15 protein-coding genes and 1 riboswitch are annotated in these 21,766 nt (G+C 38.4%); of the genes, 1 reads left to right on the top strand and 14 read right to left on the bottom strand.

Annotated elements, in window-relative coordinates; translation table 11 throughout:
* The 9 genes from KKH91_05905 to KKH91_05865 all read right to left on the bottom strand — a co-directional run.
* A partial coding sequence (locus tag KKH91_05905; GenBank protein ID MBU0952340.1) for an Ig domain-containing protein occupies window positions 1-1,467 on the bottom strand: 1,467 nt, incomplete at its 3' end.
* Between the two features lie 45 nt (window positions 1,468-1,512).
* A complete protein-coding gene (locus tag KKH91_05900; protein ID MBU0952339.1) occupies window positions 1,513-3,501 on the bottom strand; it encodes a hypothetical protein in 1,989 nt (662 codons plus the stop codon).
* Window positions 3,502-3,515: 14 nt separating this feature from the next.
* On the bottom strand, window positions 3,516-4,673 hold the full coding sequence (locus KKH91_05895) for a gliding motility-associated C-terminal domain-containing protein (protein ID MBU0952338.1): 1,158 nt from the start codon (window positions 4,671-4,673) through the stop codon (window positions 3,516-3,518).
* 15 nt (window positions 4,674-4,688) lie between these two features.
* Window positions 4,689-5,312, bottom strand: a complete 624-nt coding sequence (locus tag KKH91_05890) for a hypothetical protein (protein ID MBU0952337.1) — start codon at window positions 5,310-5,312, stop codon at window positions 4,689-4,691.
* The gene (locus KKH91_05885; GenBank protein MBU0952336.1) at window positions 5,309-6,880 is read right to left on the bottom strand and encodes a hypothetical protein; all 1,572 of its coding nucleotides are present in this window, start codon (window positions 6,878-6,880) and stop codon (window positions 5,309-5,311) included. The genes KKH91_05890 and KKH91_05885 overlap by 4 nt, the downstream gene beginning before the upstream one ends.
* Complete coding sequence (locus KKH91_05880; protein ID MBU0952335.1) at window positions 6,877-8,208, bottom strand: carboxypeptidase regulatory-like domain-containing protein; 1,332 nt, start codon at window positions 8,206-8,208, stop codon at window positions 6,877-6,879. The genes KKH91_05885 and KKH91_05880 overlap by 4 nt, the downstream gene beginning before the upstream one ends.
* 8 nt (window positions 8,209-8,216) lie before the next feature.
* Window positions 8,217-8,960 carry a hypothetical protein gene (locus KKH91_05875; protein MBU0952334.1) on the bottom strand — a complete coding sequence of 248 codons (744 nt, stop codon included), beginning with the start codon at window positions 8,958-8,960 and terminating at the stop codon, window positions 8,217-8,219.
* Between the two features lie 15 nt (window positions 8,961-8,975).
* Window positions 8,976-9,866: a PorV/PorQ family protein gene (locus KKH91_05870; GenBank protein MBU0952333.1), complete on the bottom strand. Its 891-nt coding sequence runs from the start codon at window positions 9,864-9,866 to the stop codon at window positions 8,976-8,978.
* A gap of 3 nt (window positions 9,867-9,869) precedes the next feature.
* The gene (locus KKH91_05865) at window positions 9,870-10,814 is read right to left on the bottom strand and encodes a PorV/PorQ family protein (GenBank protein ID MBU0952332.1); all 945 of its coding nucleotides are present in this window, start codon (window positions 10,812-10,814) and stop codon (window positions 9,870-9,872) included.
* Between the two features lie 222 nt (window positions 10,815-11,036).
* A riboswitch (cyclic di-GMP riboswitch) is annotated at window positions 11,037-11,126 on the bottom strand.
* 334 nt (window positions 11,127-11,460) lie between these two features.
* On the opposite strand from KKH91_05865, the gene KKH91_05860 reads away from it, so the two are divergent.
* The gene (locus KKH91_05860) at window positions 11,461-13,437 is read left to right on the top strand and encodes a DUF4910 domain-containing protein (protein MBU0952331.1); all 1,977 of its coding nucleotides are present in this window, start codon (window positions 11,461-11,463) and stop codon (window positions 13,435-13,437) included.
* A gap of 6 nt (window positions 13,438-13,443) precedes the next feature.
* On the opposite strand, the gene KKH91_05855 is transcribed toward KKH91_05860, so the two are convergent.
* The 5 genes from KKH91_05855 to KKH91_05835 all read right to left on the bottom strand — a co-directional run.
* A complete protein-coding gene (locus tag KKH91_05855) occupies window positions 13,444-15,675 on the bottom strand; it encodes a hypothetical protein (GenBank protein ID MBU0952330.1) in 2,232 nt (743 codons plus the stop codon).
* A 24-nt stretch (window positions 15,676-15,699) separates the two neighbouring features.
* Window positions 15,700-17,619, bottom strand: a complete 1,920-nt coding sequence (locus tag KKH91_05850) for a hypothetical protein (protein MBU0952329.1) — start codon at window positions 17,617-17,619, stop codon at window positions 15,700-15,702.
* Between the two features lie 20 nt (window positions 17,620-17,639).
* On the bottom strand, window positions 17,640-20,012 hold the full coding sequence (locus tag KKH91_05845; GenBank protein MBU0952328.1) for a glycosyl transferase: 2,373 nt from the start codon (window positions 20,010-20,012) through the stop codon (window positions 17,640-17,642).
* Window positions 20,013-20,137: 125 nt separating this feature from the next.
* Window positions 20,138-20,698, bottom strand: coding sequence for a hypothetical protein (locus KKH91_05840; GenBank protein ID MBU0952327.1), 561 nt, complete (start codon window positions 20,696-20,698; stop codon window positions 20,138-20,140).
* Window positions 20,699-20,715: 17 nt separating this feature from the next.
* Window positions 20,716-21,766 (bottom strand): hypothetical protein (locus KKH91_05835; GenBank protein ID MBU0952326.1); only part of this gene is annotated, 1,051 nt, incomplete at its 5' end.

Below are 21,766 nucleotides of genomic sequence, written 5' to 3'. Positions count from 1 at the left end.
TACCCTGAAAGTCGTTGTAGTGGAACCTACCGCTGTCGGTGTACCGGAAATTGCTCCAGCCGCGCTTAAAGTTAAACCAGCTGGTAAAGCAGTAGTATTTGTCCAGCTATAAGGAGCTGTCCCGCCTGTAGCGGTTAAAGTTACGTTATAAGAAGAACCTACTCCGCCATTAGCTAAAGTTGGAGTGGTAATCGTTGGGACGCTCTGAGTCGCGCCATATTCATCACAGCCAATGTCCCAACTGCCGCTTCGTGTCTGTCCATCTATGTCATTTGAAAAAGGCATAATTGCATCTGCGCTTAAATCTACTCCCGCATCTGCCAATGGACTATATTCCCTGAGATGAAAATCTTCTGTCCCGGAAGTAATATCCACAAACAGATTACCTCCGTCCAAATCAGTTAAAGTACCGCCTCCAGGGACAACCGCAGTGCCGCCCGCATTATTGTTACCTGTAAAAATACTATCCGGTGACGGGTACCATCTTGCTGCATAAGTATTTTTTGCAATAGCTGTTCCTATTCTAGCGCAAGCAAAACCATTACCAATTACACAATTATAGAGATAGCATTCAGTGCCGGAAGCAACATCATTTGTAATTAATAAAGAATAATGGTCGCCTGAAAAACTAGTATACATAAGGGTGTTTCTAACATATACCTTAGGAACTCCAATACCGGGAGCGCATGAAACTGCTAGTGCCCTTCCACAAGCACCAGCAAGGACACAATCAGTAATTTCAATTTTATTTGATGATGTCACCTCGCTTATGGACAATGCGGAAATATTATAGGGCGTTGCTTTACACCATACCTGCAACCCTTCAAATTTTATATAGTTCGCATAGGTCCTTATCAAACCCTCATAACTTGCTGAATCAGCGCCTGTTATTCCAAACCCCCTGGCTGTAGTTCCGCCCCTGTATCTTAACGGATTCGCTGCTGCTCTTCTTTCATTCGGCGGAACATAAATCTTTACGTAACAGCTGGCGCTCGTACCCCAGTCCCTACTTATGGTAAAATAACCTGTGCCAATATCCATACCATTACCTGTCCAGTCATCATAACATTCAGCAACTGCAATTTGATTTAGAAATACTAAATCACCTTTTTCTGTACTTTCCCAGTCACCTAAACTGGTGTAGTCGCCGCCAGCGGTGCCGCCGGACCCGGAAGCATCGATAGCTGTCTGGTTATAAGTAAAACTTGTCTGGCTGGCAACTGAGGCAATAGTAAATGTGCCATTAAAGCTTGTTGGAGTTACATTTTTAATAACTATCTTCTGCCCTGCTTTTAGATTATCATTAGGAAAATTTGAAGACAGAGTAACTGTAACAACATTGCCGGCTCTAGTTACGGCAGAAATGGTTTGGTTCTGTCTGATAAGTTTTACACTTTCAGTTGCAGAATACAATGTTACATTTAAAAAAAACAGTGAAACCAATAACAATAACTTATTTCTTTTCATTTTAACTTTCTCCCTTCCAAATTTATTTTACAAAATTATTTCGCATTACCTATAGACCCTAGCGTAAACTTTTATGAAATATAGATCTTCTTCTGTATTTCTACCATCATTAATTTTATAGTCCATGTATATATGTTTATATCCAGCCAAAAGAGTAAAATTAAAAGCAGCTTTGCTATTAATAAACAGCTCTGCGCCATACCATTTACGGAAATAACTGTTATTTGTGTTATTAAATGTGTCTAACAGATCTGTGTACCGCAGATACTCCGTGCCCAGACTAAGAATAATGTTCTCGGCAAATGTATATTCGGTTCTGAACAAGCCCAAATTATAATAACTATTTTGCGTGGCTGGGGTCTGGGCCCCTAATGGTTTAGGCGATTCAGAACTTTTTTCTGTTAAAATTTTATACCCGGGTATAAGCGATAGGTTTCCCAGAAAATTATCAAACGGCAACTTATATTTATATGAGGCCTTGCTGAATGATCCTGCCCAGGAACTGGTTTTTTTGTCATCTAGCATTCTATTCTGTTTGTATGAAATTTGCGATTGGATATCAAGATTAGCCAGCTCCTTAAATTGTATAACTACTGACGGCCAGATGAATAAACTATTCTTGTAATATAGATTGTCTGTCCCGCCAAAACCCTGATGAACAACTGTATCATCCTGTAAATTATCACTTATGTTTCTTACCTGAAGATTAAATACGCACAGTGAATTAGAGATTTTTGCCGCATAATTAGTCGTTATAGAATTATCTTTTGACTCTTTTAACCCGCCGTCAATACTGCTTTTTACATTTTTTTCATCCAAACTTCTCAAAGTCAAAGTCAAATCAGGGGAAATATATTTTGGATTATAGGTAATTGAAAAATCAGCGCCTTTACGGTTTAACTGCGGATGCCTGTAATCAGGCAAGCTATCATCTTCATACTTATCTATTATGCCGTTATGGTTTTTATCTTCTCCTAACCAAAAACTTGGCGGGTCATTATAAAACCTTAACCCATCTTCGTTCCAGTCATTAATACCATTAAAGTTTTTATCATACAAAAGATTAAACCTGTCTATTTTAGTAACGGTATTGTTTGTAGAATCAGGGTCAACAAATATACTTTTATCATCATTATCATTAACCAAATTATATCCATCAAGAGAAGTGGAATAACCAGGGTCATTATTGTAAAATTCATAGTTAATTGTTATTTCGTCTGTGTCTCCAGTAAATTTACGTTTAAAATTATAAAAATATACACTGGCGGTAGATGAAGTTATTGCAACTTTTTCAGCAGCATTATAAACTTTATTCTCATTTCTTTCGTATTCTGCTTCCACTTCCAGGCCAAATAGATTTGCATTTTGAATATCTAGTCCATATATTCTATTTTCTCTCTGCGGAGGTATATTTACCATTTTTTGAGTATTATATAGTCTCAGGGCATTTAATCCCAGTTGAAAATTACAGGGGCCAACTTCACTATTGATTCCAAATTCCCTGAACGTTCTAAAACCCCACGCCTCGGTCCAGTCGCCTGATGCATGATTTCCAATATCACCCATTATACCCGGCGCGGTAAAAATACCTTTCACCCCGCCTGCAGGGTAATCGAGATTCCAGCTCACACCCTTAAACTGAACTTTATCTAAAGTATAAGAAGTAAATTTCAGGGACCTTTTTAAAAACCGATAGGTGGCTTTCTTGGTTATCATAATGGAATTTGTCATATTTGGGAATTTATTTTCTAAATAAATGTCGCGGTTTTCTGAATCTATGTTAACAGATTCTATTCTATAGTTCCAAAATGTAGGCATATCTATTGAAAGCCCGCCGTTAGCAGGGTCTAAAGCTCCTTTTTCCTGATAATTACAAACTGCATCCAGTCTATTGCCAATAGAAACACCAAACATATTATAATACTCAGGCAGAACTGTTGTTATTCCTTCTGAAGTAGCGGAAATATTATTCACTAAAAACAAACTAAAAACTAAAAAAAACGCATAAGTAATAAAAAGAAATTTTTTATTCATTGTTTTCAATACTTCTACTTTACAAGCACGACTGTTCCTCTGGTTTTTTCTGAACCAATTTTAAGTATGTAAATATACACTCCAATGCTTGCGGCCTCCCCTGAGTCATTCTTGCCATCCCAGGAAACATTTACTTTAGTCATTTCTTCATCTTCAACTAAAGTGCGGATTAACCTGCCTGTTAAATCATAAATCCACAGACTAACTTTTTCAGGCGCAGGCAGGCTAAAACTAATTTGAGCGCAATCTAATTTTCCGTCCCCGTTTGGAGAAAATGGATTTGGAAAAAATTTCTTTTCATAGGGGAATATTTTTTGAGTGTCAATAACAAAAGAATATTTATAATAATTTAATTTACTGCCGTCTGTAAAAGTAATATTTTTTATTTCCAGAGTTACAATGCCGTCAGCCTCCGCTGTAACAGGCAAACTACCGCTCCAGGATTGATTGTCCGCCCAGCTTGGCGCTGTAAAATTATACAATTGGCCTTTTTCTGTAATCAATTGTATTGTATAAGGAGCAGTGCTTAAATTAACTTCCGCATTGAAATCAATATTGATTGTCACATTTCCCGCAGCTGTAACAGGAAACGGCGAAATATTTATTTTGGGATAAAAAGGGCCTGTAATAACCGCTGCTGAAGCAACTAATTTTATGCTATCAATATAAAAAGTTAGTTCTCCGTCATTATCACTATCTGCAATTTTAATTGTTTTCAATTGCCCGCTAGCTAATCCGAAATCAGCAAGCGGCACTGTTACTTTTTTCCATTCATCCTTAACTATTATTGCGCCGTCTATATATTTGTTTAGTTCACAAAGAGATGTCTTTGTTTCGTTTTCTTCCTTTTTCTCAATAATAATTAATAAATTTTGATTGCCTGCTGTTCCTCCATTAATCATAAAAGTTAAATATTTATAATTTGTAACAGAAAAAGAAGTACAAGTCAGAACAAATTTTGGCCAGTTATTCCCGGACATGGCGCAGGAAATAGCTTTGCTCCCGCTGTAAACAGGGGAACTGCTGTCAAAATTATATGCACTGCCGCTACCCATAGACTGATTTTCCCAACTGGAAGAAAGCGTATCTTCGTAAATTATCATATCAGCGCAGTAAACATAACTTACACTCAAAAACATTAAACCTATTAAGATAAAAACATTTTTACACATTGTAATTATTTTTCCTCATCTAACGAAATTTGACTCCAGCAGATTAAAATCATTTACCAATTCCATTATTGCCTGCCTGCAACTTTTTCCAACAACGCTTGTGTTGAAACTTGAATCGCCCCATTTAACCTGGTTGCGTGTTTTGAAATCAGTTACCATTTCATTACTCTGATCATCCTTTTCTGGAACTAAATGAGAATAAAAAGGCCTTATTTTCTGGTTTTTGTCTTCACCACTGCCTATTACTGTAAACGTTTTAGTACCGTCAGACAAATAATAACTGCATTCAAGTTCTATTTTTACTTTTGCATAATAATTCATATACTCAAAACAATAAGCGTCAAGGGCTGCCGCTCCTAAATCAAATTCAGTAACTTTGCCCTCTATTAAACAATTTTTAGACCCAAGAGCTCTGTTTTTACACGCTAATTTTTCTCTTATCACTTTATATTTCCCGGTACTGCTCAATTCTTCTACCAGCCATTCGGTTAGTTTGTTTTCTATTTTCCAAACATCGTTCCTGGCGTCAAATTTGGAACTGTTAACCAACTCTTTTACAAAAACCGCCGGCAGAGCCGACAATTTTTCTGAACTTAAAATAGAAATCAGAATAAATAAAATATATTTTGAACACTTCATTTTCTATGAAACATTTCCTTTATTTTCGTATCCGGCAAGGCGGTATTGTATAATCTAATTTCATCCAGGCCGCCCCGGAAATAACCCAGGCCTTCTCTTTTACCTAAATAAATATCTTCTTCGTCGCCTGGATCAATAAAACCTTCCTGGGGCTTGGTAACATCCAATTCGCCATTTATATATATCTTCATAGCTTTTTGGTCATAAGTTACAACAATATGATACCAATTATTGTCAATTAATGAAGCATTGCTAACAACGTTATATTGTACCGCGTTTGATATAATAACAAAAACAATCTTATTTTGCATTAATCTTAAAAAGTAAGAATTATGTTTATCTAAAAGAGCATTCAACTCTTTACTTTCAGCGGCTTCAGGTTTAACCCACAGCTCTAAAACCAACTCACTGCCTTTAATATTGCCTAAGTTAAATATATCTGAATAGGGTATGGTTACATGGTTATCTACTCCGTTAAAACTTAGCGCCTTACCGCGCCCGGGAGGGCCATCTATCCAGGTTGCCCCTGTTATAGTTCCTGGAGAACTTTTTTTCTTTTCATCTTTTATTTTATCCCCGGAACCTTCATTCAAACTATAATAAATTAACTCTGCTGGTTCAACTTCCTCTACTACTAAATTTTTCTTTTTTGATATTTCAGTTTTACCTGGAATTACATCCCCGCCAAAACTAAAACTGAATCCAATTCTATGAACTTGTCCCACCTGCATATATAACGGGCTAATGAAAGCGTAGTCAATAGAATAATTCAACCTTTCCTTGTTGACGTTACGGTAAGTAAAACCAAAAGACATATTACCGCCGGAGGAAATATAATTCATTCCCGCTCTTACTCCAATCAGTTCACTTAGCCATTTTTCTAGGCCTGTAAAATATTTCATTTCACTACCTTTAACCATAATATCAAAAGCATAATTTAAACCATTAGCGCTGCGGTATCCAAGTCCTGCTCTTGTTATTAAAGGCAAACATTCATTCTTGCTAACACTGATATTTGAGCCCAACAGATTATTACCTGCCACTGCGCAGGATAGTCTATCGCTGATTCTATATAACAGCCCCAAATCCAGGTCATTAGTGTTTTTTTCCAATGCTTCACTGCTGTCATTAAAGGAAACAACCTGGCTGCTGTTCCAACCCAGGTATTTGATATTCAACCCTAAACTAAGTTTACTGCCAAATTTGGAAGCAAAAGACAATGCTCCCACATATTCCGTATATTTATCCGCAGAAAAAGTATATAAATTAATTCCAATAACTCTTTTTGGAGAAAATAGCGGCTGAGCATAACTAACGAACTGTGAATTAATATTATCATTGACCAGTCCCGGATAAAGATTACTATAGAATAAACCTACTGACTTTTTTGACAGCTGGACCAAGCCTGCAGGATTAATTAAACCGCTGTCTACCTGGTCGCAAAGAGCCACATAGGCTTCACCCATACCCTGAGCCCTTACTCCGGGTGCTGTTGTTTCATCAAGGACCCCGAAAAGATAACTATCGCAAAAAACCAGAATCAGACATAAAAAAATATTTTTTTTCATTTAATCACGCAAACTTTTTTTGTTGTACTAAACCCTGGAGCTTGAGTTTTTATTAAATAAATACCTGATGGTACTGCTGCGCCATTACTATCTTTGCCATCCCAGGATTTAAGAGTCAAACCTGCATTAAAATCTTCATCTGCTATTACTTTCACTAAGGTCCTTTTAAAATCATACACTTTTATTTTTACTCTGCCGGAAGTAACCAAATTACATACTAGGGTTACTTGCCCGTTATTGGTTATGTTTATTTCATTGTTGAATAACCGGACAGAACCCAATTCAGCAGATATATTCCCTGTATAGAGCTGGCCAGTCTGGGAATCACTCAAAGGTGTGTAAGATCTATCGGGCGGCTCAAAGGCATAGCCTGTTTTACTTGGAGTTATTGAATAATATCCGGGTACCATCTGCTCGAATTTATAATAACCATTTGCAGCAGAGGTAACCGCATCTCCCCCGGACCCGCTTGCTTTTAATGTTACTCCACTAATACCCCTGCTATCTTTATCAGTGATAAATCCATCTATAGTATAGGTGGCGCCTGCATAAGTACCGGTAAAATTTTGGTTGGAATAACCAGCATTTAACCCAAGATAGGGTAAACTTGGCGGAGCAAACGTCCAATTATTTTTACTTGGTGTCACTACACAAGTAGATTTTTCTACTAAACCGTTGAATTCATAGTATCCATCAGCTAATGTCAAATATTGACTTGAAGTATTACCGGTGAGTGTTATAGCTACTCCGCTTATACCCGCCCCGCTACTTTTTATGGCCTTCCCGCTTAGCTTATATGTTGGCGGACCTCCTCCCTCTAATCTGAAATAATCAAAACAAAGAGTACAAGCAGGGTCATCCGGTCTTATAGAAAATAATACACGAGTAAGAGTACTCACATTTGGAATACCTGAAACAGAAATACTGTATGTTGTAAGAGCGCCTGCCGCCACTGAATTTCTATAACCCTGTGTTAGTTTCCCATCGGATGCATCCAAATAATCTATGTCAAATATAGCTGCTGAGTTATTTGGATTGTAGACATCAAACTTAAATTCATTGTATTGAGTCCAATCCTTTATTAAAAATGCATCTTTGTTAAAGTTAAAACCCGCGCCGCCCGCGCTGGGCGTCATCACCACTTCCATACTACCGGTTCCATGAGTGAAATGCCCTGCGGTATTGTCAATACTTATACTTGCGCTTCCTGTAGCTTTAATGTTCACATCAGCGCTATCGCAATCATTAATAAGAAACTGTCCATAAACCATATTGGCTGAACAGATAAAACTGATTAGCGCAACACTTGAAAATAATTTTCCTAACATATTACTCCCTATTTTTCCAACCTGAAATTATCAAAATAAAGCACACTTGGCAGAAATTGCTCCCTTACGGTAATAAGAAACTGGTCCATCCCTAAAACATCTCCGTAGGCTTTAAAAATATCATTTACAGGCAGCTTAACTGTATTCCATCCTGGCTTCAAAAAAACGTCATACTTTCTATATCTTGTTTCCTCTTCCTTTGTTATATTGTAAAGGTCAATATCAAATCTCATGATTTTACCGGGATTGTAAACATCTAAACAGAAATTTTCATACCCTTCTATGTCAGTTGTTTCCATTACTGAACTCAGAAGTTTAATACCACTAGTAGCCCCGGCGGCGGGACACTCTACTTTAATGGATGATTTTCCCTCACTAACGAATTCCTTTTTTGTTTCTAAATTTAAGGTCTCTCCTCCCGCATAAAGGGTAATATCAGAAATTACTGAAGCATCTTCAAATCTACAAATAAATTTTTGAGCTGTTGCCGGAACAGGTTTTTCTAATGCTGCCGGAGCCGGGGGTTCTGCGGGTTTTTCTAATGCTGCCGGAGCCGGAGGTTCTGCGGGTTTTTCTAATGCTGCCGGAGCCGGTGCGGGTTTAGTTGGTTTAGTGGTTGAAACAGTTTGTTTTTGTAGAGCTGTTGGTTTATTTAATTCTAAACTAGTCTTTTCAGCTTGTTGAACTACTGCGCAACTTGCTATCGTCACTAAAAAACAGCTTAATACTAAATACTTAAAATTCCTATTCATGTAACTTGCCCCCCCCTAAAATACTATTGAAAATGACATCCTGTTTGTTAAGCCAAAATCGCCTAAAAGACCTACTCCATAATCAAATTTATATTTCCTAAAATTAAACCCAAAACCCCAGGTAATAGAATCTGAATCATAACCCGCCTTATAACCAACCCTAAGAGCAAAAACCTTTACATACCAGTATTCTGCGCCAAGATTAAATTTTACTCTCTCATCAGATACTTTAATCAAATCTCCAGCAGCCAAAAGTATATGTTTATCGCTGTTCACTAAGTTATAACTAGCGCCTGTTCTGATAGTTAAAGGCAGGGATTCACTCTGAGTCATATATTTTATTCCCGGACCTATATTTTGTATAGCTAAACCAAAAGAAATTTTTCTGACCTTCTTTAATATTCCTAAGTCTACCGCATAAGAACTTGCGGCATATTTTTCAATCAAAGTTGAAGAAAGCATTTTTATACTTACCCCGGCATCACAGTTTCTAAAAAAATTACTTTTGCCCGCGCTCAATATTCCAACATAATCTTTATTTGCATTAACTGTCTTTACCCCGCTTTCTGTAAAAATATCCATAGCCCCGCCATCAAAACTTGCATAACTTGCGCCAAAGGATATTTTTTCAAACGGGTAAACCATTCCTAAAAAAGTATACTTACTATCTTCAACATTTTCTAGAAACATTGCTCCAAATTCTGGCCTGGCTAATAATGCTATACCTGCTGGGTTCCAATAAATTGCATTTACATCATCCGAAACAGCAGTAAATGCTTCTCCCATACCCAAGGCTCGCGCTCCAACAGTTTCAGTCAATATATATGAACCCTGGGAAAAAACAATTGATACGCAAAAAACAGAAAGAAATATTAATATTATTGACTTCTTTAATGAACTTAGCATTTTTTAGAAATTTAATCCCATAGAAACTCTATGAGCAGTTCCTAAGTCTCCTGCCGGACTGAACGCATAATCAAATTTTACTACCTTTGTATTATACCCTACACCTAAAGCCAATCCTCCCATCGCTCCTAAATCTGCCATCTTCGCTGTTGCTACGCCCGCCCGGGCATACAATCCGCCGGCTGCATCCTGAAATAACGCATACTCACACCCTAAATTCACCCCTACTCCCTCATCACTGGGCATGCTTATATCTACTCCTAAATTCAGTTTGTCTAAATTATATCCTGTTCCTACCTTTATATTCATCGGTAATGAACTCGTCTCTTTATCCACTTTTAAGCCCGACCCGGCATTCTGCACTACAAACCCTAAACATATCCTCTTGTTACCGCCTATATTCTTTATCAAACCACCTACATCCACGCCAAAAGTACTCCCGCTTGCATTATCTATCGATTCCTGTATCATCTTCGCGCTGATTCCTATCGCAACACTCTTGCTTACCCGCATACTTACCACCGGCGCTATCACTGTGTCTGTCATACTAAATGTTCCTATATTGGCGCCTGTATTGTCTGTCTTATCCATACTCCCTGAATTGAACATCGTAGCTGCTAATCCTAATGCTATACTTTTGCTGAATTTGTATCCAAAACCCACATATTCTACAGATGTCCCTTCTAACCACACAGTATGCGATAACGTTGCGCCTCCTCCACCTGTCTTCAACCCTACCAGCCCTGCCGGGTTATAGTACAAGGCATCTATATCTTTTGCCAAGGCCACGCTTGCCCCGCCCATACCGACGGGCCTTGCTCCTACATCTATCTTTAAAAATTGCGCCGCTGATGTGCCTGGTGACCCGGCAAATACTTCTAATGTAAATAACATACTCACAAATACCGCTGATAATACTTTTGCAAATTTAAGAATTAGTTGAACCATTTTTACCATCCTCCTATACTATATGATTTCAAACCTAAAAAAAGTTTTACAATTTGATAAAGTTATGCTTATCAATAAAAAAACCGAGTTGCTGAAAATATGCAATTGTTGCACAACCATAACTTCATAGCTATTGGCAAGACACCATTGCATTCCTTCGGTAACTCGGCTGACATGAATAATATTTATCACTTTTATTTTTTTCTACTAATATTCAGCATTATCGATGACCGGCTAGCATTTTGGTAAATATTACCTTTAGCCCCTTTGGTTTTGCGCCCTCAGATTTCTCGGAGTTTGCCTTTTCGGGTCTTATGAAGTTCAATAAGAAAAAATATCAAAAATCAAAGAACGACACTACTGATATTTGTATTATAACCTATGTTTGTAATTTTGTCAAGGGTTTTTTTAAAATATTTTTTCAAGCGCATTTTTCTCTCCAAAAAACTCCCAAACTTTAATTTTCCACATCATTCTATAACAAAAATAAAAACTTGTCAGGCGGGCATTGAAAAACTTGTTGCATTGAAAAATTTTAATTATTTATGTATAATTATTTTTAGGAAAACTAAACGTAAATATTCACCCAACCCCGTGTCATTCAGGGTCTTCGTAATCAGCGGGGCAAGGAGTTGAGTTAAAGAAAATGTATAAAAACATCTGGGATTTAATTGAATTGGAACTTTCCAAGAACAATATAGACGGTTATATAGGCCGTATATGGGAATCTGCCCGTTGGTTTTCGTTTGATAAAATAAATGAGACTGCAAAGACAATAGAAAAAATTATGAACGAGCTTGGGTTATCTGACACAAGAATAATAGAATACCCTGCTGATGGAAAGACAAGTCCCGGCGGTTTGGTAATGCCTAATGCCTGGGACGTAAAAGACGCATTATTGGAAATAATTGAACCCAAAATAGAAAATAAGGTATTAGCCCGCTACAAGGAAAACCCTCAATCTTTAATGATGTTCAGCCCTCCAACTTCCGATAAAGGAATAACTGCTGAAATAGTATTGATTGATTCTGCTGACAAAGAAGAAAGTTATAAAGCTCTGGACGTACGAAATAAAATAGTTTTTACTAATACTGACGGAATAAAATTGAGTGAATTGGCATTTTCAAAAGGAGCGGTAGGGATAATAAGCGATGTTTTATCTACTCCGTCACCCCTTTGTGATTTTTCAGATAAGTTAACTCAATGGCATAATTATACCATACCTTGCTGGCAAAATGGTAAAAAAGTTTTTGGTTTTTCTTTAAGCCCTGAAAAAGGGAAATTCCTCAGAAGTTTAATAAAAGAGCACGGGAAAGTCAGGGTTTTCGCAAAAGTAGATACCCGTATCTATAAAGGAAGTTTACCCCTAGCTACAGGATTATTTCCCGGAAAGACGAAAGAAGAAATTATTGTTACAGGGCATTTGTGCGAGCCAGGCGCCAACGATAATGCTTCCGGCTGCGCCTTAGCTCTTGAAATTGTACGAGCCCTTAAAGAACTGGTTAACAAAAAGAAATTAAATGTTCCCAAAAGAGGAATCCGTTTAATCTTTAGTTACGAAGTCAGAGGGTTGCAATATTTTGTTAACAATTTTGCGGGTAACGAAAATAAACTCAGGAAATTTATTGCAGGCATAAATTTAGATATGGTGGGCAATGACCAGAATACAAACAGGACTATCTGCCGTTTAATGCAAAGCACGCCTTTTGCTTTAAGTTATACGGATGTTTTGTTAGAAAAACTGTTTTCAAGGATTACCAGTGAAAACTCTCTTTTTAAGTACAAAGAAATGTCCTACTGTGAAGCGGATAATCTTTTGGGAGAACCGGCAATTAATGTTCCTATCCCCACTGTAGGCCAATGGCCTGATATTTTTTATCATACGTCCTTTGACAGGAAAGAAAATATTTCTTTGCCTACAGTATATGAAATAGGCAAAGCAAGCGGCACTTACATTTATTTTATTGCAAATGCCGGATTCAAAGAAGTTTTTTGGCTTGCAAGCGCTCTGCGCGAAAAAACAAAGAAAAAAATAATTGATTTTCTCGGCAGACAACTTGACGGCGGTAGTTTTAAAAATTTAGAAGAACTAGAAAACAGAGTTAAACATATACAACATAAAACAAAACTCGGATTTGGATTGCTTGCCAGATTAGTCAAAAATAGGGACCTGGGCCAGTTAAAAGATTATTTATCACAAATGGCTAAGGATCTTTCGCTCTTTGCTGCAAATGAACTGCAGTATTTCAAAAAACAGCAGAAATATTATAAAAAAGCCGGGTTAATAAAACAGAAAGACGTTTCACAAAAACCTATTTTAGCAAAAGAGGAACTGGAAGCAAGGGCCCTGGTTCCTAAAAGGAAATTCCTTGGCTACTTTTCCTGGGAAAGTTTTGATCAGAAAACTAAAGAAGAAATAGAAAAAGAATTAGAAATATCTATAGCTTCCGGGGTGGATAGAGAATTACGGTTAGTATTATTCCTGTGTAATGGTAAAAGGACCTTATTTGAAATTTGGGAATATCTAAAAAATGACGGCTACGATATAAATTTAGGCTGGTTGATTAAATTCATTAGAATTTTATCTGCACATTCATCCCGTTTTGTAGAAATTCAACACTGAAAGCGGTTAATCAATAAATTTTACTAGGTTTGTTAATGCCGGATTTAGGCTGTTTTCACTTACTATTTTACCGTTAACTCTGAACTTAGCAAAATAATGGCAGTTGGCGCAGTCTCCGTCTTTATTTATTCTCACCACGCATTTAGAACTATTAGCTGCTGCTCTTGTAAAAATCCTTTTGCTCTCTTGGTTTTTTTTACCTGCCAGCTCCCGTAAACCGTATTCCAGTTCTCCGCGCAGTTCTCTCAGAGTGTCATTGATTAGCCAAATGGAAAAACCATCATTTTCTTCTTTGATTGAAACCAAAACAGGTTCATAGGCCTTTTTAACATAATGATAACTGAGTTTCGGGCTTAAATAGTAATCAATTATTGTCCAACCAACCCCTCCGCAGCAATCAGCGTACATCCAAAACAGGGAGCCGCTGCAATTATATTTACGGCGCCTGAAGCTTTCAATGGCAAATTTCAAAGCTTCCCCTTGCAAAAGCTGGGAGAGTTTAATATATCTTGCTAAAGATAATTTCTTCGTGTCTTTAAAAAAAATAGAAATCGCTTTAAGAATAGTGCCTTTTTCAAATTTGTTATTATGGAACTGCCAGGAAGGAGAACCTAAATAATGTTCATTCTGAGGTAAATAGTGTTTTAGGCTGGATTTATTAGGGCAAGACAATACCCCAAACTCGCTTATAAACTTACCCTTGTCTTTTTGATAATTTTTATAGTCAGCAACTTTAATAACATCCCAATTATGCCTGTCCCCCTGGTTTTCACTATTGGGATGGTTGCCTCCATAAGGACTGCTGGGCCAATAAGGCCTGCCCGGATCTAATCGCTTACAGATTTCCCGCAATAGCCGATGATATATTTTCCTTCCATAAAAAAACCGTACCGGTCCAAAATGTTTATCATGAAACATCCAGTCATTTTCGTTGTTACCGCACCAGATAACTAAACAGGGGTGGTTACGTAATTCTTTAACAGCCAGTTCAGATTCCCTCTTTATTTCCCGGCAGAACTCAATATCATTGTCCGGATACAGGGAACAAGCAAACATAAAATCCTGCCAGACCATAATACCTTTCTCATTACAAAGTTCATAAAAGTAAGGATCTTCATAAATCCCGCCGCCCCACACGCGAAGCATGTTGAAATTAGCTTCTTCAGCTAATTCGATAAGTTTTCTATATTTTTCTTTGGTTACTCTGGCAAAAATTGAATCAGCGGGAACCCAATTTGCTCCTTTGCAAAAAACTTTTTTTCCATTAACTAAAAAAGTAAAAGATTTTCCACCCTCGGGCAGGGGGTTTTGCAGTATCTTTATTTCACGTATGCCGTATCGGCAGACATACTCATCTAAAATTTGCTGGCCTTTAGCCACCTTTAAGGAAAAATCATAGAGGTGAGGATTCCCCAGAGGCCTGGGCCACCAGAGCAAGGGTTTGTTCAATATTATCTTGTTTTTTATCTTGTTCAATCCCGGCTTCAAAGTAATTAAAACTTTCTGGAAGTGTCTTGTCCCGTTTCTTATTGATATATCAAGATTCAAAATTTGCTCTTTGTTTAAGAAATTTTCCAGGTCAGCCTCTATGGTTAGCTCTGCTGTATTTTTTTTGAGAAATGAACTTAAATAGACATTACGAATGGCTACCTCTTCATAGAAAACTAATTTTACGCTGCGCCAGATACCGCAGGTAAGAAGCCGCGGAGCCCAATCCCATTTAAAAGTAAACTGCGGCTTACGAATCCACATACGCCTTTCTGCTTTGGGCCCATATTCCCTTAATGGTTTATTTTTAGCCTTCAGTAGGCCGCAATCAAGTTTAATTATTAATACATTCACGCCTTCCTGGATTTTTTCACTTACATCTATACCATAAGGCACAAAACAATTGTTATGCCTGCCTATTTTCTCGCCATTAAGATATATCTCCGCAGTAGTATCTAGTCCTTCAAAAACAAGCTCTATTCTTTTATACTTAGCTGTTTTATCTATTGAAAATTCTTTGCGATACCACCATTCTTTTTCTTCAATCCAACGGCATTTCTCCGCATTCTTGGCATAAAGGGGTTCTTCAATCAAACCAGCTTTGATTAAGTCTAAGTGGACATCGCCGGGCACGGAAGCTTCAATCCAATTTCTCTTGTCATCTTCTACTGTCCGAATGTCTTTTCCCTTGATAGCGCTTTGAGAAATCCAGGTCAATAGCCATTTACCATTCAGCGATAAACTTTTCATTTAAAACCTCAAAAAATAAAATTCTTACTTCTTTTTTGTTAACAATTCAGCGCTTAGGTCTGCGCACTGACGTCTCCAACCATCCATCCAGCTGACATCAGGCATAGCATCTATATCATGTTGCCAGGTCCAGACATCGCTATCCGGCCAGGTATCAATACCGGGGCCTGAAGTTAAGCCTGCAGGATTTATATTCTTAAGAGTTTCAAGCTTAATTTTTTCTAATAATTCATTAACCTTTTTCTTGTCAACATCAGAACTTTCTTGCGCCAGAACAGACAACGTTTCAAAAGTCCTGCGGTCATCAATGCCTTCCCGTAAACTGTCCAAGACCCAGGCAGGAATCATTCGTTTTGACTTCTTCAGGCGGTACTGAACTGTGTTCAGTACATAGCCATATTTTTCTTCTGCGTTTAACGTCTCAAGTGTTACCCACCAGAGATTACCCCACCGAAAAGAATATTTTGCATTATAAAGAAAAGAACGGCAGCCTATATCAAAACGCATATTGCCGGGTTTTCGCAACATGTGGGAACCCCTGTATTCACCAAAAACCCCAGAAATACTTGTAAGCATCTTTGCTCCATACGGACAGCAGTTGTTAGAAACCCAGTAATCAATCGCTTTTGCTTTTGGGTGTTCATAAAAACGTTTCCAGTCCCCTGCCTGAAAAATCGTACAATAGGTTTTTGAACCCGGGATATTTTTTTTCACTAACTCGCTTAAATCAAACATACAGTCAACCATTCCTTCTCCCCATTTACTCACATCCGATGACTCATCGTTAGTTACAATTATAGGTAACCCCCAGCCTTTTTCTTTACAACGGTCATAAATTTCTTTCAGACGTTTTACATATTCAGTTTTATATTCCTCTGAAGGATATTGCTGAGTTCCACCCCAATTAGCAACCCGGTTTCCAAAACAACGTTCCTGAAGAAAATAAACCCAGGGCATATTTCTTTTGGGCCATAAACCTGATTTTTCTATTTCTTTTAACCTGGAGTCAAATCTATACCAGCCATAGGAAGCGCCCTTCCCCCAACCCTGATAAACAGTATCTGCCCAAAGCGCAACTGTATTAAAACCATAATCTTTAATCATTGAATAACCGTCAAGTCCGGGATTACCGCCTTCAAAAAAAGCGCGTAACCAATCATTACAATCATCCAACACCGGCAAAAGAACCTCAAAACACACTGGTATTTCCTGAATAATCGAGTCGTCAACACTTACCGTAATTTTGCCTGAATAAAAACCAGGTTTTTGTACTGAAGACACGCGAACTTGAAAAAGGAAACGCTGGGCATACTCTTCTTTCTGTTCAACCTCTCTATAGGCTTTCAAGGGAACAGCTACAGGAGTATTTTCTGCCATAAATGCAGGCAGCCATTCATACCAGGGTCCTTCAGGACGGCCATCCTGGCGAAATGGACGCGACCAGCGAATCGGTACCGGAATTATGCTGTAGGCGCAAATTTTTTCGCTCCCGATAATTCCGCCGCCGCCTTCAAGTTTAAGTTCACTTAGTTTTGCTTCAAGTTTACTCAACGGCTTAATACAATAACACTCAATGGTAAAGGAACGTGTCTGATTACGGCAGGACCAGGCTTTTATCACTGTATCTTTTGAAATCCGCTCTTCCGGCAGGGGCCTGCTTGAAGGAAAAACCATCCTGTCTTTTGAACGTAAAAAAAGCACCACACCGAGTCTTTTCTCAATAGCGGAAAGGGCTACAACCCGTTCCGATTCTTTTAATTCATCAATATCACGTTTAAATTCTTTGCACTTGGTTTGATAATACGGTATCATGGCATTAATTTCATCAATAATTTCCTGATATCCCTCTTGCGGGCTGTTACTTACTGAAGAACTTTCAGACGAAACTACATTTGTTGCAGAAAAAACAACACTAAAAATAAACAGCGCTATTAATTTACGCATAAATTACTCCTTTTGGGTTTCTAACCCAGTACTATTTTTACTTCCACCTTACTGCCTGCTTTAGGGATAGGAAGATACTTTTCTTTGTATAATTTGCCATTAACATATTTTTCTTTAATGCCCTTACACAGCCCCGCGGGATTTTCCACTTTTATATTATAGGTTACTCCTCTAAATTTACGAACTGCCTGAAAAGCTTTCCACTTTTTTGGAATACACGGATCTATTTCCAACCCCTGATAATGAGGTTTTATGCCTAAAATATACTGGGTTCCCGCAACATAGGCCCAGGGCGCCGCGCCTGTCTGCCAGGAATTGCGCGCTCTGCCAAATTCCGGGTGACATTTTCCAACCATAACCTGAGAAAAAACATACGGTTCTGCCTGATATATATCAGGGATTTCGTTTCTATTATAGGGGTTCAAAGACGAATAATATTCAAAGGCTCTGTCCCCCCTGCCCAGGATACATTCCGCTATCCAGGCCCAGGGATTCGGATGAGCAAATATCCCCGCATTTTCTTTAAACCCCGGTATGAATATTCCAGCTTCACCTATATTTGGATCATATTTTTCAAAAGGCGGCCATAATAAATGAAGCCCATATTTAGAAGCCAACCACCGGCGGACCGAATCCATGGCTGTTTTTCCGCGAGTTAAATCAGCAACACCGGCAATAACAGCCCAGCTTTGAGCGTTCAAAAATATTCTTCTTTCCGGTTTTCTAAAACCCCCGACTTTTTTTCCTTTACCATCAAACATTCTGACATACCATTCATCATCCCAGCAGGTTTCATTTATTCTTTCCGACATAACCTCAGCCATTTTCTTTGCCCAGGCAGCTTCTTTTTTTTTGCCGCAATAATCCGCCAATTCAGCAAAAAGTTTTGCCGCGTAAACAAAATTGCATGCTACCATTTGCGATTCTGCGGCGCCTGGCGGGTTTAAAGTGTCATTCCAGTCAGCGGTTTTAAGCAATGGAAGCCCCTGGTTTCCGGTATTAGTGTATACGTATTTCAAGGCTCTGCAAAGATGAACAAATAAAGTTGCTTTTCCTTTATCAGCAAAGGGGATAATTTTATTTAATATTCCAAAGTCGCCGGTTTCTTTTATATACGCGCAAACAGCCATTGGCAGCCAGGTGGGGTCGTCTGAAAAGCCTAAACCGCTACTCGTTTTACTTAAAGGAAAGTATGAGTGATAAGCATCTCCCTGCGAACGCTGAATAGCGGACAGGGTCAATATAATTTCTTTAGCTCTCTTCGGGTCAAGCGTTGATAAAGCTATTGATTTCTGTAAATAATCGCGAAATCCAAAACCTTTACCTATTCCTGTATTATACCAGGTAATCAATTTGTCCGAGTCGGTTTTAATTTGGTAACGGTTCCAGGTATTAGTGATAACATTAAACCCTTCATCCGGCGTTTTGACCTGCAGAACCGACAAAAATTCATCCCAAAACTTTTTTAATTTACTTAATTCATTTTTGACATTTTTAGGTTCCAGGTCTTGTTTAATCCATTTTTTTTCACCGTATTGCTTTTCTGTAACCCCTAAAGCAAAAACAATTTCTTTCTTTTGGTTTGGTTTAAGAGTAATTTTCAGCTCCAGCGCTCCAACCGGTATTCCGCCGTTGAAATTAGAATTTGCACCTTTGCCGTTTTCAACAGCAACCGGATTGCTCTCGTTGCGCCATTTACCAATAAAAATATCGCGTTGAACATCAAACGAATTTACCTTTCGGTTGGCGGTGAAAAAACCAAAATTCTGTTTCCAGGGTGTTTTTGTTTCAATATTGCCTTCTGCGGATTCAGCGTAAGAGTTATGATATACCGTATTATTTAAAAATTCTATACGCGCAGTATTAAGGCAGGCCTGAAGGTCAAAGACATCATTCCAAGCATTCCACATGGAAAATTCGGTATATCCAAAAATTGAAAGCTCTCTATTTGAGTTTGAAAGATTTTCAATTTCAAGATACCAAAGCTCATAATCTTTATTAACAGGAACAAAATATGTCACTTTTGTTTTTATTTTTAAATATTCACTTTCAATGGCAGTATAGCCCAGGCCATGCCGGCAAACAGTTTTGAACTTTGACAGGTCTTTGCCTACCGGTTGCCAGGATGCCGACCAGTAGTCTTTTGAATTCCTATCGTGGATGTAAATGTATTTTCCCGGGCGGTCCATGGTAAGCCCATTGTACCTATAGCGGGTTAATCTTTTATCTTTAGCGTCAATATGATAAGAATAGCCGCCGGCATTGTTTGAAATCATAACACAATAGCGGTTATTTGTCCCAAGAAAGTTCATCCACGGCTGCGGAGTATCGGGACGGGTTATAACATACTCTCTGTTATTTACATCAAAATAACCGTATTTCATAAGTTTCATAAAAAATTTAGGAGTAGCCTTAGGGAGTCAGGTAGTTAATTTATACTTTCTATTTGCAGTATACCAAAACAGCAACTTTGAGTCAAATAATATGCCGAAAAATGTTAAAAGAATAACAAAAACTATTATTTTTTTCTTGATTTTTTTAATTGTTTAATTTCTTTTTTTGTTGGCGGAGAAGAAGAAATTTCAAAATACAACTTGCACATAAGCGCCATTCCGAGAGATATGTTCTGAGAGCTGCTCTGCCCGGAATCCTGCTGAAAGACGGTTCTGGAATATATATGCAGGACATATTTTTCCCCGAGATATTTTTTATTTTTAGGGATTTTTATCAGGATATCTGTTTCCGCATTATCAGCGCCGGGGCTAAAAGTAAAAGAAGATTTTTCTAACTCAAACCAGTTTAGATCCGGGGCTGGCTCATACCCTTTGTGCGGCTCAGGAGGGGATTGAAGGAAAATGAGCAGCATCTCTTTTGAATTACCGTTATATTTAACACTGAATGGATAACCGAGTACCTGTTCAAGCCGGTAGGCCTGTCCGATTTTTAGGTTATGCAGGCGCATTATTCCGCAGGGCGAAGAGATTCCCCGGGCATAGAGCATCGTGGTAAAGCGGCAGAGCGGTAGCGTGGTAAGTAATAAGTAAGCGAGTAGCGAAAATTTGATTGTGTAATGTTTCATATTTTACCGCTTGCGCTCTATGGGGAATAGTCAGTTGGCTGCGCTGTAATAACCACAGGAATTGTCTGTTTGGAAGTAGTATGCGTAGCAACTGGTGTCCATAACTTAAACCAGAGATTTCGGTTACTGGCAGCGCCGACATTATAGCCGTTTGAAGAACCGCCGCTATCAATACCATATTTCGTTCCAGCAAAATTGCAATATACGGGTGTAGCCGGCGGTGAATATGGAATTATTACATCATTACCGCCTCCGGACGCAAAGTCCGAAGAATCAGGCCTTGCGCTATTGAATATCCCTTCCAGGAGAAATTCGTTTAGTCCCGTTGTGGTTGTGGCAACAGTCCATTCAGTATTTAAGGCTGCAAAAGCGTCTGTATCAATATATAATCCATAATTCTGATACACATTGCCTGTACTGGTGACAACAACCGCGCTTGCAGAAACAGAAGAAATGTTTGTTAAAAGTATACCATAATCATAGTAGGTTGGTTCAACTAATAAATCAAGTCCAAACTGGCAGAATAAATATACATTTGTAGCTAAAGTAGATTTTTCTGACCAGTGGGCTTTCATATCCGCTGTCCAGATACGGAAATAATAATAGGTTGAGTTTTGGGGAAGTTCTGTATCAACAATCCAGTCCTGTTTATCACCCGGCTTGACAGCTATTGGGCTGCCGGTACTAATTCTTATATTTGGAGTCATAGTTGACCACACGATGGCGTTTGGATTACTGTAAGTTATAGTTGACCACTGGATTGCAAATGTGCATCCTGCTGTAAGGTCACCTGAATAGCCGTCAGCGCCAGGCGCTGTCCAGGTAAGTTTAATCGTCCCCCAGTATTCGCCCTGGATTGCAGTAAGGTCTGTTATTACCCCGGGAATTACAATCGGGACATAACAGGATGTTTCATTTGAAATTGCCGACCAGTTAGGAACCTCGTCTGCTGTCCAGATTCTGAAGTAATAGGTTACTCCTTCTGTTAACCCGGTTACTCTTCTGGACTCATTCCTGAAAGGAGTTGTATTTGTTGAAAAAACAATCTGCGCTGAACCCGTTGACCAG

Source organism: Elusimicrobiota bacterium (genome assembly GCA_018816525.1).
GTDB lineage: Bacteria > Elusimicrobiota > Endomicrobiia > CG1-02-37-114 > XYA2-FULL-39-19 > OXYB2-FULL-48-7.
Note: the sequence above shows the minus strand (reverse complement) of the source record. Positions and strands in the feature narration are given on the sequence as shown.

Excerpts from the sequence above, each read along its gene's own strand:
- KKH91_05845 (MBU0952328.1), bottom strand. The coding sequence starts at position 20,012 with ATGAAACTTATGAAATACGGTTATTTTGATGTAAATAACAGAGAGTAT.
- KKH91_05850 (MBU0952329.1), bottom strand. The coding sequence starts at position 17,619 with ATGCGTAAATTAATAGCGCTGTTTATTTTTAGTGTTGTTTTTTCTGCA.
- KKH91_05865 (MBU0952332.1), bottom strand. The coding sequence starts at position 10,814 with ATGGTTCAACTAATTCTTAAATTTGCAAAAGTATTATCAGCGGTATTT.
- KKH91_05895 (MBU0952338.1), bottom strand. The coding sequence starts at position 4,673 with ATGTGTAAAAATGTTTTTATCTTAATAGGTTTAATGTTTTTGAGTGTA.
- KKH91_05860 (MBU0952331.1), top strand. The coding sequence starts at position 11,461 with ATGTATAAAAACATCTGGGATTTAATTGAATTGGAACTTTCCAAGAAC.
- KKH91_05890 (MBU0952337.1), bottom strand. The coding sequence starts at position 5,312 with ATGAAGTGTTCAAAATATATTTTATTTATTCTGATTTCTATTTTAAGT.
- KKH91_05840 (MBU0952327.1), bottom strand. The coding sequence starts at position 20,698 with ATGAAACATTACACAATCAAATTTTCGCTACTCGCTTACTTATTACTT.
- KKH91_05870 (MBU0952333.1), bottom strand. The coding sequence starts at position 9,866 with ATGCTAAGTTCATTAAAGAAGTCAATAATATTAATATTTCTTTCTGTT.
- KKH91_05875 (MBU0952334.1), bottom strand. The coding sequence starts at position 8,960 with ATGAATAGGAATTTTAAGTATTTAGTATTAAGCTGTTTTTTAGTGACG.
- KKH91_05900 (MBU0952339.1), bottom strand. The coding sequence starts at position 3,501 with ATGAATAAAAAATTTCTTTTTATTACTTATGCGTTTTTTTTAGTTTTT.
- KKH91_05885 (MBU0952336.1), bottom strand. The coding sequence starts at position 6,880 with ATGAAAAAAAATATTTTTTTATGTCTGATTCTGGTTTTTTGCGATAGT.
- KKH91_05880 (MBU0952335.1), bottom strand. The coding sequence starts at position 8,208 with ATGTTAGGAAAATTATTTTCAAGTGTTGCGCTAATCAGTTTTATCTGT.
- KKH91_05855 (MBU0952330.1), bottom strand. The coding sequence starts at position 15,675 with ATGAAAAGTTTATCGCTGAATGGTAAATGGCTATTGACCTGGATTTCT.